Source organism: Sphingobacterium sp. UT-1RO-CII-1 (assembly GCF_026711005.1).
In the GTDB taxonomy this organism is placed as follows: domain Bacteria; phylum Bacteroidota; class Bacteroidia; order Sphingobacteriales; family Sphingobacteriaceae; genus Sphingobacterium.
This window is the reverse complement of record NZ_JAPPVJ010000004.1, coordinates 165,476-179,997: the sequence shown is the minus strand read 5'-3', so window position 1 is coordinate 179,997 and position 14,522 is coordinate 165,476. Positions and strand designations below refer to the sequence as shown.

Here is a 14,522-nt window from a genome sequence, read left to right as displayed (position 1 = left end):
AAGGCGCTTCATGAAGCGCCTTTCTTATTTTATAGAAATCATTTTTTTAATGAACTAATAGCGCTGGTAACTCCTCCACATCTACATCTCCATGCTCACTGATTGAGGTAAACTTCACAGCGACAATTTCATTGACAAGCAAAGGATCATACAACGATCTTACTTTAACATAGTTTTTAGAAAAACCATGCATATACCCATCCTTTATATCTCCTTCAAACAGTACTTCCCCAGTTTTATCCAATTGTGTTTCATAAAAAGCACGTCTCTTTTTTTCTGAAAGAATATGCAGCATCTTACTACGATCGCTACGTTGTGAGCCAGGGACAGCTCCCTCCATTTGGGCAGCAATAGTGTTTTCACGCTCTGAATAAGTAAAAACGTGTAAATAAGAGATATCTAACTCGTTTAGAAAGTTATAAGTATCCAGAAAATCTTCTCTTGTCTCTCCAGGAAACCCGACGATAACATCGACACCGATACATGCATCAGGCATCAGAGATTTTATCTTTGCAACACGTTCTAAATAAAGCTCCCGTTTGTAACGCCTACGCATCATGCCTAAAACCTTATTACTCCCCGACTGTAAAGGCATGTGAAAATGCGGCACAAAACGTTTGGACTTTGCTACAAATTCAATAATTTCATTTGCCAAAAGATTTGGCTCTATAGAAGAAATACGAATACGATCTATGCCTTCTACTTGGTCTAACGCTGTAACCAGATCTACAAATCGGTCTTGCCGTTTCCCATCTCTTATTCCATAATCACCGATATTAACACCTGTCAATACAATTTCTTTAACACCAGATGCTGCAATCTCTTCAGCCTGTTTAACAATATCTTCTATCTTACCTGAACGACTAGCTCCCCGAGCGAGCGGAATAGTACAAAATGTACACGAGTAATCACAACCGTCCTGTACTTTTAAAAAAGTACGCGTACGATCGCCCATAGAATAAGCTGAAATAAACTGATTGGTTTCGTCAATAGGCGAACTATGAACAACAGCTTTTTCCTTTTTCGTCAAGTCATTAATATGCTCAATAATATTAAATTTTTCTGCTGCCCCTAGCACCATATCAACACCTGGTATTTCCGCAATTTCCTGAGGCTTAAGCTGTGCATAACAACCTACAATAGTTATATATGCATTGGGAGAGTATTTTAATGCCTCCTTAACGACCTTCCTACACTTTTTATCAGCATGATCAGTAACAGAACATGTATTGATAATATATACATCTGCCTTCGTATTAAAGGCTGTTGTTTCATAACCAGCATCTTTAAAAATACGACCTATTGAAGACGTCTCGGAGTAATTCAACTTACATCCCAAGGTATAAAAAGCAACTTTTTTATCCATAATAATTTTACAAAAATACATAAAAAGAACTAAAATATAGGCTGTTGATAAATTGTGATATTTTAATGATTTAAAAACAAGTATATTCGTAAACTTACTATCAGATCTTTCCCGATGAAACAATATTTAGATTTACTAGAACATGTTTATAAAAATGGCACCGATAAAAGTGACAGAACCGGTACAGGCACTAGAAGTGTTTTTGGACATCAAATGCGGTTCAATCTGAAGGAAGGCTTTCCTTTAGTCACCACAAAAAAACTACACTTACGTTCTATAATACATGAGTTAATTTGGTTTTTAAAAGGAGACACTAACATACAATACTTAAAAGAAAATGGTGTTAGTATATGGGATGAATGGGCTGACGACCAAGGAAACCTCGGCCCTGTTTATGGCTCACAATGGCGTTCATGGCCAACAGCTGACGGAAGATATGTAGACCAAATATCACAGATAATACAGCAGTTGAAAAAAAATCCTGACTCGCGGAGAATCATAGTGTCTGCTTGGAATGTTGGAGAAATCGAGCACATGGCACTGCCTCCATGTCATGCTTTTTTTCAATTTTACGTAGCACCAGCTCAACCTGAAAAAGGTCTCTTCAAACCCCAACTATCCTGCCAGCTTTATCAACGTAGTGCAGACATCTTTCTTGGTGTTCCTTTTAACATTGCTTCCTATGCATTATTAACCATGATGGTGGCACAAGTATGTGATATGGAGGCAGCAGATTTTGTACATACTTTGGGAGATGCTCATGTCTACAGTAATCATTTTGAACAAACAGAGTTACAACTCAGTAGGACTCCTAAGGCATTGCCGAAAATGAAAATAAACCCTGAGGTTAAAAACATTTTTGATTTCAAATTCGAAGATTTTGAGCTTGTAGATTACGACTTCCATCCACATATCAAAGCTCCTGTTGCTATTTAGCACGATTTTAGAAAAGCATATATTATTTAAACAATGAGTCATTTAAAAGTAAACATCATAGTTGCCGCTGCAGAGAATAATGCTATAGGAAAAGACAACAAAATGCTATGGCATCTTCCGGACGACTTTAAATATTTCAAAAAAAACACAGTAGGTCATTCCATTATTATGGGGCGAAAAACTTTTGACTCCATTGGCAAACCGTTACCGGATCGTAGAAATATCGTGGTTACACGTAACCAAAACTGGGTCTCTGACGAAGTTGATGTTGCAAATTCATTAGACGAAGTACTCACCTATTGTCGCGATGAACGTGAGATTTTCATTATTGGAGGAGCAAATATTTATGAGCAAACTTTACCTCTAGCACAAAAGATACTTTTAACCAGAGTACATACAAATATAGAAGCTGATAGCTTCTTCCCTGAGTTACCCCAAGCACAATGGAAACTTACTCATCAAGAATATCATCCGAAAGATGATAAACATGCCTATGACTTCACTTTCGAAGTATGGGAAAAGATATAAAAAAAATCCCCCGATCAGATTACTAATGGGGGATAATTAATTATCGCTAGTGGAAATAGATCTAAAGGTTGCTTGTCGTCAAAGCAGCTTCAATTAACTCACTATAAAATGTACACTCGTTCACTCCCATAGCACGAACCTGCTGAGGAATAAAGCTTTGTGCAGTTTGTCCCGGCACCGTGTTAATCTCAATAAAGAAAAACTTATCGCTTTCCTCCTCCAAAAAGAAATCAACACGCACTAATCCACTACAATTTAAACGTATATAGATTTCTTTAATAATACGATCCGCTCTTGACTTTTGTTCATCCGTTAAGTCTGCAGGTGTAATTTCCTCGGTCAAACCTGGTGTGTATTTGGCCTCAAAGTCAAAAAACTCTCTGGTCGTTTTTACTTCAGTTGCTGGCAATACAATTAACTCACCTTTTACATTCTTAAATATACCTTGCGAAAACTCCCTCCCCGTAACAAACTCTTCTACTAACACCTGCTTTCCTGTATTTTCAGTATCGTAAGCTTTATCAATAGCTTTCTGCAGCTCGTCTACTTTTTTTACTTTCGTCATCCCAATACTGCTGCCCCCAGCATTAGGCTTTACAAAGTAAGGTAATCTAAGTCTTTCAGAAACCATTGCCACACTATTTAAGCGATGGCTTTCAAACAATAAAACAGAGGGAGCTACATAGAGTTCTGGAATGTCAGATATGATTGACTTTGTATAGCCCTTATTCATCGTTAAAGCAGAAGTTAAAGCACCACAAGTCGTATAAGGTAAGCCTATCATGTCAAAATATCCCTGTAAACGCCCATCCTCACCAGGGGAACCATGAATAATAATAAAAGCAACATCAAAGCGTACGGTTTCACCTCCAATTGATAAAGAAAAGTCTTCTCGATTCACTGGATGTTTAATACCTAATTTATCTGTGAACATCCAATCATCAGCAGTCAGGATAATTTTATATACATCATATTTACTTCGATCTAAATGGTCAGCTACAAAAGCTGAACTTTTCAAAGAAACCTCTGCCTCTCCTGTATATCCACCTGTTATTAGCGCTACTTTTATTTTCATCTTTTTTTAGTTTACCTTTTAACGACCATATTAAATATCTACTATACGCTTATGCCTAATCTTATTTCTATTCACATACATAGATTATTATGCATCTTTATATGTTTGCACAACCTATCCCCTATCGATATTTTATATACTCAACTTCTCTGGAAGCTCATAAGCTTCAATTTTAATATGATTATAAAGCCTTCCTTATTACGCTCGACTTTTATTTATTTACTTATCGATTATAAATATTTATCATTAGCAATCTCTACTTTACAGTACCTTTATGAAATTGTTATGTTTAATAAAGTATTCATTCGTTATCACTAATTATTCCTGTTTTCCTAGCATTATAACTACTGTTATCAGTATATTTAGGAAAATATAATTAGACACATAGCAATATAAGGGTTACATAATTTCGACCTTAATATAAAATGTAGACAAATATAATTTGCGTTACACAGAAAAACGAATAATTTTGTTTAATATAAATCGTGGAGTTACGAATATAAGAAGTTAGACTCCTGTTAATAGTTGTATAAAGAAAAATTGATGTCAAAATTACTATTATATCTAAAGACAAATGCTTTTAAAAGAAGTCTAATTGCCCTTCTTGTGGTCATCATCATTCTTTTTTCAGCAATTTATTTCGGCTTAAAATCATACACGAAACATGGTGACTCGATTGAGGTGCCTACAGTTAAAGGCATTCATATCAACGAAGCTAAACGACTTTTAGAAAATGCCGACTTAGAATACACTATAGACTCTGTTTACCAAATGGATATAACGCCAGGTACCGTTATTGAACAAGACCCAGAGCCACAATCACATGTAAAAACAGGACGTACTATCTACCTCACAGTAATTACAGAAACAGCTCCAGAAGTTGCTTTTCCAAACATTATCGACAAAACGTTAATCGAAGCCTCTGCTATCATACGCAACCAATCCTTAAAAATAAAAGACACTGTTTATATATCGGACATAGCCCGCGATGTAGTTTTAGAAGTAAAATATGAGGGACAACCGTTAAATGCGGGGCGTATGATTGCCAAAGGTTCCCAAATCACACTTGTATTAGGAAATGGTCGGGGAGCTAACGAAGTCGAGATGCCTAATCTCATTGGGCTTTCCTTAGAGGAAGCACGTTTTGCGATCAAAGGGGCAGGCTTAGAAATGGGAGAAATCACCTATTCTAATGGAGACAATCCAGATGCTAAGGTAACCTTTCAGTATCCCGAAGTAAGTGCAGGTATCGTAAGTATAGGCACAGTAGTTGATATTACACTAGCAAATTAATTCGATGACTAGAATGTCTGAACATCAAAAAGGAAAATCAAAAATTGTATGGTTTATATTAACCTTTTTCTTAATTGCAAGTGCATTTATAGGTTGGATAGGCTATCAAACTTTTATCGGCAATAATGTCACTGAGCAAGAAAGTCACTTATACATAGCTACAAATGACTCTTATGAAGATGTACTACAACAGCTAAATGATAGGAAAATAGTAAAAAATGTAACATACTTTGACTACGCAGCTAAAGCAATGGATTACAACAATTCGGTAAAACCCGGTCGTTACAAATTAAATCCAGGCATGTCAAATCGTGAACTTATTAGAAATTTAAGAACAGGAAATCAAGATCCAATAAAATTTAGGTTTCAAAACTTAAGACTTAAAGAGAACTTTGCTGCCCTATTAGGCAATAGCTTCGAGAGTGACTCAACCGCTTTCTCCCAAGCATTAAACAACAAGGAGCTAGCTGAAAGTTACGGTTTTACACAGGACAACTTTTTCACAATGTTCATACCGAACACTTATGAAATCTATTGGAACACATCTCCAGATAAAATTATAGAAAGATTTAATAACGAATACAACAAATTTTGGACCAGTGCACGGAAAGATAAAGCGAAAGCTTTAAACCTCACGCCTCAAGAAGTAGGCGTTTTGGCCTCTATTGTTAAAGGTGAAGCTTTACATATAGATGAAATGCCCCAAATAGCAGGATTATACTTAAATAGATTAGAAAAAGGTATTCTACTTCAGGCGGATCCAACTGTAATTTTTGCCAACAACGATTTTACTATCCGCAGAGTACTCAATAAACATCTTACTATCGATAATCCCTACAATACTTATCGTTATAAAGGCTTACCTCCAGGCCCTATTATGCTACCCAGCATTGCATCAATAGATGCTGTCCTGGATTATGCAAAACATGATTACATCTATATGTGTGCAAAAGATGATTTCTCAGGTTATCATAATTTTGCCAAAACACAAGCAGAACATATAATCAATGCTCGTAAATTTCAAAGAGCATTGGATGAGCGAAATATAAAAAAATAATAAAATGTTTATACACGAAACCAACCTACGCATACGTTATGCAGAAACAGACCAAATGGGCTACGTGTATTATGGAAATTATGCTTCTTTTTACGAAGTTGCCCGAACAGAAATGTTACGGAGTACAGGAATTTCTTACAAAGAGTTAGAAGAAATGGGCGTAATGCTCCCCGTTACGGATCTCCGTTCAAAATATATAAAACCTGCACACTATGATGATCTGATTACAATTCGAACGATTATCAAAGAGAAACCACTTGTCAGACTGTCTTTCGACTATGAAATTTTCAATGAAAATGGAGATTTATTAAACACGGGGTCAACACAGCTTGTTTTTGTCGATATGAAAAAAAACAGACCTTGTAAAGCTCCTCAAGTTTTCTTAGACAAAATAAATGTCTACTTCTCTAAATAATGTTTAAGAAGATACATACTCTTCTACTCCAGGCCAAAATCTACGACAACCTTATAGAGTGGTCTAAAAGAACTATTTTACCAGGATTTGGTTCGCTTCCTCTGTACACAGTCTTAACTTTCTTCTTCCGAGAAATAGCACGAGAATCCTTAATACATAAAGCTTCGTCTCTCGCCTACAATTTTATGCTTGCTTTATTTCCAGGTATTCTATTTCTATTTACCCTGATTCCTTATATTCCGGTTAATAACTTTCAAAAGAAACTGATGGACATCATACAGATAGCGTTACCACACAATGCATATGAAGTCCTACAAACAACTTTAGAAGATATCATAAAAAATCAAAACTCCGGACTATTATCCATGGGTTTTATTCTGGCTACCTTTTTTGCTACCAATGGCATGAGCACCTTGATGCTCTCCTTTAATAAAGCTTCCTTATCAAAAGAGAAAAGATCATGGCATAAAAGGAGGCTAGTAGCTTTAGCATTGTCTTTTGGTATTGTCGCAGCACTGATAATAGGAATAGGAATATTTACAGCTACTGGATTAACTATATCATATCTACAAAAAAATATCGATTTTGACTTATCATGGTTTTGGACATTTGTTATCAAACTTTCGCGATGGGTTGTATTATTTGGTATTTACTTTATAACGGTAAGTATGCTATACAAATTTGGTCCGAGTGATTCAAAAAAATGGAAATTCCTGAATGCAGGGGCTAGTCTTGCTACCATCCTTGCAATACTCACCTTTTCAGGCTTCACCTATTTCATCAATAATTTTGGGGCTTACAATAAACTTTATGGCTCTATTGGTACGTTAATAGTAGTTATGATCTGGATGCAGCTTAATTCTCTAATCCTTCTTATTGGATTTGAATTAAATGCCGCAATTGCACTTTCAAAAAAAAGTATTAAAATAATCAAACCAAAAATTTACAATTCCTTTAGACATAAATAATTATATATTCGGACTATTATCTTCGCTTAAAGAAAAGCAAACAACTAATACCCAAACCAGTACGCCTTAAAAAAAACTTTTAAAGTGTTTTTAGTTCACGCACAATTAAGCCTCTTCTTCCAACATTTAATCTAATAATATACTTTTTTTACACATAAGCTCTTGTATATAAAAGTTTTTCGTATTTTTGCAGTCCCTACAACGTGGGGAAAAGGAGATAAATTAATTAATGGCAAAAAAACAAGAAGCAGAAAAAGAGTTAGCGGCGAAAAACGCAGAGCTACAGGGTGTTGACACTAAAGTAGTGAAAGACACTGAAACAATCGAGTCTGAAGCAGATTCAAAATTAATCGACGAAATCAAATCTAACACTTGGAGTACACCTGAAGGTGATTTCGATTGGGATCTTGATGAAAAAGCTTTCGGTAACTACAGCGAAGCTGAGCGTACTAAACTAGAAGAGCAGTATGCAGGCACTTTCAACCAAATCAACCAAGGTGAAATTGTTGAAGGTATTGTAGTATCAATCAACAACAAAGATGTTGTTTTGAACGTTGGTTTCAAATCAGACGGTCTTGTAGCATTATCTGAGTTCCGTGACTTACCTGACTTGAAAGCTGGTGATACGGTAGACGTATTTGTTGAATCACAAGAGGATGCAGATGGTCAATTGGTATTATCACGCAAACGCGCTAAAACCCAAAAATCTTGGGAAGCGATTAACCTTGCTTTGGAAAATGACACGATCATCGACGGTTTCGTAAAATCACGTACCAAAGGAGGTCTTATCGTTGACATTAAAGGTGTAGAGGCGTTCTTGCCTGGTTCTCAAATCGACATTAAACCTATCCGCGATTATGATATCTATGTAGGTAAAACAATGGAATTCAAAGTTGTAAAAATCAACCATGAATTCAAAAACGTTGTTGTTTCACACAAAGTATTAATCGAGGACGATTTAGAAAACCAAAAATCAGAAATCGTTGCTAAACTAGAAAAAGGTCAAGTACTAGAAGGTACAGTTAAAAACATTACAGATTTCGGTGTATTCATCGACTTAGGTGGTGTTGACGGCTTACTTCACATTACAGATATTTCTTGGGGACGTATCGAACACCCGAAAGAGGTATTGACACTAGATCAAACAATCAACGTTGTTGTATTGGATTTTGACGACGAGAAAAAACGTATCGCTTTAGGTTTAAAACAACTTTCAGAACACCCATGGGAGTCACTGGACAAAGAATTGGCTGTAAGTTCTAGAGTAAAAGGTAAAATCGTAACAGTTGCTGATTACGGAGCTTTCTTAGAAATTATCCCTGGAGTTGAAGGTTTAATCCACGTATCAGAAATGTCATGGTCACAAAACTTACGTTCTCCTCAAGAGTTCTTAAAAGTAGGTGACGAAATTGAAGCTGAAATCTTAACTTTAGATCGCGAAGATCGTAAGATGAGCCTAGGTATCAAACAATTGACACCAGATCCTTGGAAAAACATTACTGAGCGTTACCCAGTAGGTTCAAAACAATCAGCTATTGTTAAAAACATGACTAACTTTGGTGTTTTCGTTGAGTTAGAAGAAGGTATCGATGGTTTAATTCACATTTCAGACTTGTCATGGTCTAAAAAAATCAACCACCCTAATGAGTTTACAAAAGTAGGCGAAACTTTAGAGGTTGTTGTTTTAGAATTAGATGAAGAAAACCGTAAACTTTCTTTAGGTCACAAACAACTGGAAGAAAACCCTTGGGATACATTCGAAACAATCTTCACTGAAGGATCTGTTCACGAAGGTACAGTAATCAAAGTTGGTGATAAAGGTGATATCGTAGCTCTACAATATGGAGTAGAAGGCTTCTGCCCGAACAAACACTCTGTTAAAGAAGACGGTACGCAGTTAAAAGTTGACGAAGTTAACGAGTTCAAAATCATCGAATTCAATAAAGAGAACAAGCGTTTAGTTATTTCTCACTCACGCATCTGGGAAGATCAAAAAGCAGAAGCGCGTATTGATGAGTTTAACGCACGTAAAAAAGAAGCTAAAGCAGCTAATTCGGCAGTGAAAAAAGTAAAAGACTCTGTTGAAAAATCTACTTTAGGTGATTTAGACGTTCTTGCTCAATTAAAAGAGCAAATGGAAGGTGATGAGAAAAAATCTAAGTAATTAGATAGTTCACATACTAATTCTGAACCCCAATCAATATTTTGATTGGGGTTTTTATTTAAACAAAATATTGACTTATTGATTACATAAGTCAGATATTATAATCATATTTTTGCATTAATAATTCAAAGTGCACCGCCACTCTAAATATGCAATATATGATTCGTGTATATCTAGTTTTTATTTTCACATTATCCAGTCTATTACTTTCCTCCTGTAAGAGACCATTTGAATACTCTGTCCTTGAGGTTCGTCCATTAGCAAAAGATTTAAATACAATTAATATAGAAAAAATTCAATCTTTAAAACCTAAGGATCACTTTACTTTTTTCTTTATATCAGACACTCAAGTAGCATATGACCAGTTAGAAAGTTTTGTCAAGATGGTCAATAAGCTTCCCCAAGACAGTATCTCCTTTATACTAAATGGAGGTGATGTCGCTGATTATGGCACTAATTTCGAGTACAACTATTATTACGATAACATCAAAAAGCTAAATGTACCTATTGTCACTATTATAGGTAACCATGATATGTTAGGGAATGGTAGGGAGTTATACAAGCAATATTTTGGTCCAGAAGACTTCTCTTTCTCTTTTGGTGAAACCGGGTTTATATTATTCAATTCCAATTCGCGTGAGGTAGCCTTCGATGGTAGCCTACCTAATTTATCTTGGGTAGAAAACGAAATAAAATCTTTCGAAAATAAAAGAAACATTATTTATTTATCTCATATTACACCAGATAATTTCGATTATGATCAAAGTAAGAAAGCCCAACATGGTCAACTTATATCAAGTGCCACCAATTCCCGTTTATCATTGCACGGACATACACACTCCTATCATGAAGCTGAAGTCTTTAATGATGGCATTCCTTATGTTACTACAGCAACCTTAAGAAGGCGTTCTTATGTAAAAGTAGCCGTACACGGCGACAGCATATCTTACAGTCAAGAGTTTTTCTAAAATGAATAAGTATTTCACTACAATTATCCTTAGCTTATTAATATTTAATAACATATATGGACAATCAAAAACAGATCATGTCTTATACAAGATAATGCCTCATAACTTAAAAATACAACATGCGGGGAATATTGGAATGTTCTCTGTTGGTTTTGGTTATCACACTAAGAATAACAAATGGAAAGGAGATTTTATGTACGGTGTTGTCCCTAAGAAGTACGGTCCTAATAAAGCAATACACTCTTTAACACTAAAAGGAAAGTTTGCTCCTATACATCGTGTATACAATGACGAAATTAAAGTCAACTGGCTTAACACAGGCTTTCTTTTCAATTACTCACTCGGTAACGATTATTTTTTAACTCCGCCCAGCCATTTTGAAAGTGGTTACTACATTTTATCTACTGCCTTAAATGTAGGAATATTTGTTGGTAGCGAAGTTAAATATAAAAAGTGGGGTGCTTATTATGAATTAGGTACCACCGACAAACATATTGTTAACTTCGCTAAAAGTCCAAAATCTATTGGTTTACAAAATATTTGGAATATTGCTTTAGGGGTAGTCTATCACCTCAAATAGCCGCCTCCCAAATACAATTATTGAGCACCCAAATGAACATTAATTAACGTTTGACCTCTGGTAATGCTACATATCCGTCATCATTTATCACCTTAGGAAAACGATGGTTTCTCCAGTCATCTTTTGCTTGCTCTAAAATTTCTTTACTAGTTGCGACAAAGTTCCAAGATATAAAACGTTCTTCTGGAAACGGGTTTCCACCGAAAATATAAATAGTAGTATTTGCTTTTATAGTGAAAGCACATAAGTGTGCATCTTTCGTTATTAATATCAGTTTAGGGCCAAAAGCATCGCCCCCATTTTCTACTTCTCCCTCTAAAATGTACAAACCACTCTCGCCAAATAACTTTCCTCCCAGGTCAATTACCTTATCCTCTTTTGATTTAATTTCAATCATATACAAAGGCGAGTATACAGGAACAGCTGATTTATGTCCTAACACTTCTCCTGCTATAAGTTTATAAGCGACACCATCTTCTTCCCAACTAGGGATATCCTTCGCTTCTACATGAAAGAACTCAGGCTCCATAAATTCCAGCTCTTTAGGCAGCGCTACCCATATTTGCAAACCATGCAAAAATTTATCCTGCTGTCTTAAATATTCTGGCGTACGTTCAGAATGCACCACGCCTTTTCCTGCAGTCATCCAGTTAACGGCCCCGGGCTGAATTTCAATTTCGGTACCAATACTATCTCTATGCATAATAGCTCCTTCAAACAGATACGTTAATGTAGATAAACCTGTATGTGGGTGCGGCGGGACATCTAAGTTTTCATAATCAGCTAAACAAGCCGGCCCCATATGGTCTATAAACACAAAAGGACCAATAGATCTTTTTTGTCTAAATGGCAATAATCTTCCTACAAGAAAGTTACCTATATCAGCTGCTTTCTCTTCGTGTATAAAATGAATATTCGACATCGCTATAATTTTTTGTTACTCCTAAGTTACAAAATAAAAATCCCAAATGCTTTTGGCAATTGGGATTTTTCACTACTTCCAAAACTATGTATTGCTATACGTCAATTTTTGCATAACGTGCATTTTTTTCAATAAACTCGCGTCGAGGCGCTACCTCATCTCCCATCAACATAGAAAAAATCCGATCACACTCTGCTGCATTCTGAATAGTAACTTGCCTCAAAGTACGGTGTTCAGGATCCATGGTTGTTTGCCATAGCTGCTCTGCATTCATCTCTCCCAGACCTTTATAACGTTGAACATGCACTGACTCTTCTTTTCCTGCTCCTTTCAATCGCTGAATAGCTGCTACACGTTGATCTTCTGTCCATGCATACTCAAAGTCTTTACCCTTTTTCACCTGATACAATGGTGGTGTGGCAATATACACATAACCACGCTCAATAAGCTCTTTCATATATCTGAAATAGAATGTTAGAATAAGCGTAGCAATATGCGATCCATCCACATCAGCATCCGTCATGATAATAATCTTATGATAGCGCAACTTAGCAAGGTTTAAGGCTTTTGAATCATCTTCTGTACCAATACTCACACCAAGTGCCGTAAACATATTCTTTATTTCATCACTTTCGTAAATCTTATGTTCCATTGCTTTTTCTACGTTAAGAATTTTACCTCTCAACGGCATAATCGCTTGGAATTTTCTATTACGTCCTTGCTTAGCAGTACCACCTGCGGAATCTCCCTCGACGAAAAATATTTCACATTTTTCTGGATCTGTATCCGAACAGTCAGCAAGTTTACCAGGCAATCCAGAACCACCCATTACGGTCTTACGCTGCACCATTTCTCTTGCCTTACGTGCTGCTGCGCGCGCCTGAGCCGCTATAATAACCTTCTGGACAATAGTTTTAGCTTCTTTAGGATGCTCTTCTAAATATATACCTAATATTTCTCCAACCGCCACATCTACCGCTCCCATCACTTCGTTATTCCCTAACTTTGTTTTAGTTTGTCCCTCAAACTGAGGTTCTGCTACCTTAACAGATATCACAGCACTTAAACCTTCACGGAAATCATCACCTGTAATATCCACTTTTAGATTTTTCAAAAGGCCTGATTTGTCAGCATAAGCTTTTAAGGTACGTGTTAATCCTCTACGGAAACCCGATACGTGCGTTCCCCCCTCAATAGTGTTAATATTATTAACATAAGAATGCACGTTTTCAGAATAAGTATCATTATACTGCAATGCCAATTCTACAGGCACTCCCTGCTTCACCCCTTCTACATAAATCGGTTCAGGAATTAAAGCGTGCCTTGTTCCATCCAAGAATTTCACAAATTCACGCAACCCACCTTCTGAGAAAAACACATCCGACATATAGCTACCATCCTCTAAGACTTCGCGTTCATCGGTCAAAGTAAGTGTAATGCCTTTATTTAAAAAAGAAAGCTCTCGTAAACGGTTTGCCAAGGTATCATAATTATATACCGTAGACATCGTAAAAATAGTAGGATCAGGCGTAAATACAACTGTAGTTCCTGTTATTTCGCTTGTTCCTATTTCTTTAACATCATATAGCGGTTTTCCTTTTTCATATTCCTGTTGGAATATCTTTCCTTCTCTATGCACAACAGCAGATAGATGAGATGACAAGGCATTCACACAAGAAACCCCCACACCATGCAATCCTCCTGAAACCTTATATGTATCTTTATCAAACTTTCCTCCAGCATGAAGGACAGTCATAACAATTTCTAAAGCCGATTTATTTTCTTTTTTATTAATTCCGGTGGGGATACCTCGCCCATTATCAGTAACCGATATAGCTCCATCCTTACAAATAGTAACCGATATTTCAGAACAGTAACCTGCAACAGCTTCGTCAATGGAGTTATCAACAACCTCGTAGACCAAATGGTGCAATCCTTTAATTCCAGTATCACCAATATACATGGAAGGCCTCTTACGTACAGCTTCTAATCCCTCTAAAACTTGGATATTATCCGCCGAATACGTTGATTCAATCTTCTTTTCTTCGCTCATGAAACTAAATTAAAATGAGTATTGTTTAACATTCAAAAATACGATTTTTTTTGCTAGTAATCAAGCAAAAACGTACTACTGTTTCTATATAAGGCGAGTAAATTATAAGATCCTAAAAGTATAAAATCACTGTATAAAAGAATTGCGATTAAAAATCATTAAGAATTTCAAATGAATTAGAGATAATTCAATTTATT

Annotated in this window: 13 protein-coding genes; 9 read left to right on the top strand and 4 right to left on the bottom strand. The window is 36.0% G+C overall.

Going from position 1 to position 14,522, the window contains the following annotated elements; all coding sequences use genetic code 11:
* Positions 1–46: 46 nt before the first annotated feature.
* Positions 47–1,366 carry a tRNA (N(6)-L-threonylcarbamoyladenosine(37)-C(2))-methylthiotransferase MtaB gene (mtaB, locus tag ORI89_RS10530; RefSeq protein WP_268230438.1) on the bottom strand — a complete coding sequence of 440 codons (1,320 nt, stop codon included), beginning with the start codon at positions 1,364–1,366 and terminating at the stop codon, positions 47–49.
* Positions 1,367–1,480: 114 nt separating this feature from the next.
* Here mtaB and ORI89_RS10525 point away from each other — a divergent pair, with 114 nt between their 5' ends.
* On the top strand, positions 1,481–2,302 hold the full coding sequence (locus ORI89_RS10525; RefSeq protein ID WP_268230437.1) for a thymidylate synthase: 822 nt from the start codon (positions 1,481–1,483) through the stop codon (positions 2,300–2,302).
* Positions 2,303–2,335: 33 nt separating this feature from the next.
* Entirely contained in the window at positions 2,336–2,830 is a 495-nt protein-coding gene (locus tag ORI89_RS10520) for a dihydrofolate reductase (protein WP_268230436.1), read from the top strand.
* Positions 2,831–2,891: 61 nt separating this feature from the next.
* Here ORI89_RS10520 and ORI89_RS10515 read toward each other — a convergent pair whose 3' ends face one another.
* Positions 2,892–3,905 (bottom strand): D-alanine--D-alanine ligase, encoded by a 1,014-nt coding sequence (locus ORI89_RS10515; RefSeq protein ID WP_268230435.1) that lies wholly within the window; start codon positions 3,903–3,905, stop codon positions 2,892–2,894.
* Between the two features lie 543 nt (positions 3,906–4,448).
* Here ORI89_RS10515 and ORI89_RS10510 point away from each other — a divergent pair.
* The 7 genes from ORI89_RS10510 (at position 4,449) to ORI89_RS10480 (ending at position 11,350) form a co-directional block, all read left to right on the top strand.
* Positions 4,449–5,198: a PASTA domain-containing protein gene (locus ORI89_RS10510; RefSeq protein WP_268230434.1), complete on the top strand. Its 750-nt coding sequence runs from the start codon at positions 4,449–4,451 to the stop codon at positions 5,196–5,198.
* A 13-nt stretch (positions 5,199–5,211) separates the two neighbouring features.
* On the top strand, positions 5,212–6,255 hold the full coding sequence (gene mltG / locus ORI89_RS10505) for an endolytic transglycosylase MltG (protein WP_268230433.1): 1,044 nt from the start codon (positions 5,212–5,214) through the stop codon (positions 6,253–6,255).
* Between the two features lie 4 nt (positions 6,256–6,259).
* Positions 6,260–6,670 (top strand): acyl-CoA thioesterase, encoded by a 411-nt coding sequence (locus ORI89_RS10500; protein ID WP_268230432.1) that lies wholly within the window; start codon positions 6,260–6,262, stop codon positions 6,668–6,670.
* Positions 6,670–7,638, top strand: a complete 969-nt coding sequence (locus ORI89_RS10495) for a YihY/virulence factor BrkB family protein (RefSeq protein WP_268230431.1) — start codon at positions 6,670–6,672, stop codon at positions 7,636–7,638. The genes ORI89_RS10500 and ORI89_RS10495 overlap by 1 nt, the downstream gene beginning before the upstream one ends.
* Before the next feature lie 229 nt (positions 7,639–7,867).
* A complete protein-coding gene (gene rpsA, locus ORI89_RS10490; protein WP_268230430.1) occupies positions 7,868–9,802 on the top strand; it encodes a 30S ribosomal protein S1 in 1,935 nt (644 codons plus the stop codon).
* A gap of 158 nt (positions 9,803–9,960) precedes the next feature.
* Complete coding sequence (locus ORI89_RS10485; protein ID WP_268230429.1) at positions 9,961–10,770, top strand: metallophosphoesterase family protein; 810 nt, start codon at positions 9,961–9,963, stop codon at positions 10,768–10,770.
* 1 nt (position 10,771) lies between these two features.
* Positions 10,772–11,350 (top strand): hypothetical protein, encoded by a 579-nt coding sequence (locus ORI89_RS10480; protein ID WP_268230428.1) that lies wholly within the window; start codon positions 10,772–10,774, stop codon positions 11,348–11,350.
* A 43-nt stretch (positions 11,351–11,393) separates the two neighbouring features.
* Here ORI89_RS10480 and ORI89_RS10475 read toward each other — a convergent pair whose 3' ends face one another.
* Both ORI89_RS10475 and gyrB read right to left on the bottom strand, forming a co-directional pair.
* On the bottom strand, positions 11,394–12,272 hold the full coding sequence (locus ORI89_RS10475; RefSeq protein WP_268230427.1) for a pirin family protein: 879 nt from the start codon (positions 12,270–12,272) through the stop codon (positions 11,394–11,396).
* Positions 12,273–12,366: 94 nt separating this feature from the next.
* Entirely contained in the window at positions 12,367–14,325 is a 1,959-nt protein-coding gene (gyrB, locus tag ORI89_RS10470; RefSeq protein ID WP_268230425.1) for a DNA topoisomerase (ATP-hydrolyzing) subunit B, read from the bottom strand.
* Between the last annotated feature and the right edge of the window lie 197 nt (positions 14,326–14,522).

Excerpts from the sequence above, each read along its gene's own strand:
- mtaB (WP_268230438.1), bottom strand. The coding sequence starts at position 1,366 with ATGGATAAAAAAGTTGCTTTTTATACCTTGGGATGTAAGTTGAATTAC.
- ORI89_RS10525 (WP_268230437.1), top strand. The coding sequence starts at position 1,481 with ATGAAACAATATTTAGATTTACTAGAACATGTTTATAAAAATGGCACC.
- ORI89_RS10520 (WP_268230436.1), top strand. The coding sequence starts at position 2,336 with ATGAGTCATTTAAAAGTAAACATCATAGTTGCCGCTGCAGAGAATAAT.
- ORI89_RS10515 (WP_268230435.1), bottom strand. The coding sequence starts at position 3,905 with ATGAAAATAAAAGTAGCGCTAATAACAGGTGGATATACAGGAGAGGCA.
- ORI89_RS10510 (WP_268230434.1), top strand. The coding sequence starts at position 4,449 with ATGTCAAAATTACTATTATATCTAAAGACAAATGCTTTTAAAAGAAGT.
- mltG (WP_268230433.1), top strand. The coding sequence starts at position 5,212 with ATGTCTGAACATCAAAAAGGAAAATCAAAAATTGTATGGTTTATATTA.
- ORI89_RS10500 (WP_268230432.1), top strand. The coding sequence starts at position 6,260 with ATGTTTATACACGAAACCAACCTACGCATACGTTATGCAGAAACAGAC.
- ORI89_RS10495 (WP_268230431.1), top strand. The coding sequence starts at position 6,670 with ATGTTTAAGAAGATACATACTCTTCTACTCCAGGCCAAAATCTACGAC.
- rpsA (WP_268230430.1), top strand. The coding sequence starts at position 7,868 with ATGGCAAAAAAACAAGAAGCAGAAAAAGAGTTAGCGGCGAAAAACGCA.
- ORI89_RS10485 (WP_268230429.1), top strand. The coding sequence starts at position 9,961 with ATGATTCGTGTATATCTAGTTTTTATTTTCACATTATCCAGTCTATTA.
- ORI89_RS10480 (WP_268230428.1), top strand. The coding sequence starts at position 10,772 with ATGAATAAGTATTTCACTACAATTATCCTTAGCTTATTAATATTTAAT.
- ORI89_RS10475 (WP_268230427.1), bottom strand. The coding sequence starts at position 12,272 with ATGTCGAATATTCATTTTATACACGAAGAGAAAGCAGCTGATATAGGT.
- gyrB (WP_268230425.1), bottom strand. The coding sequence starts at position 14,325 with ATGAGCGAAGAAAAGAAGATTGAATCAACGTATTCGGCGGATAATATC.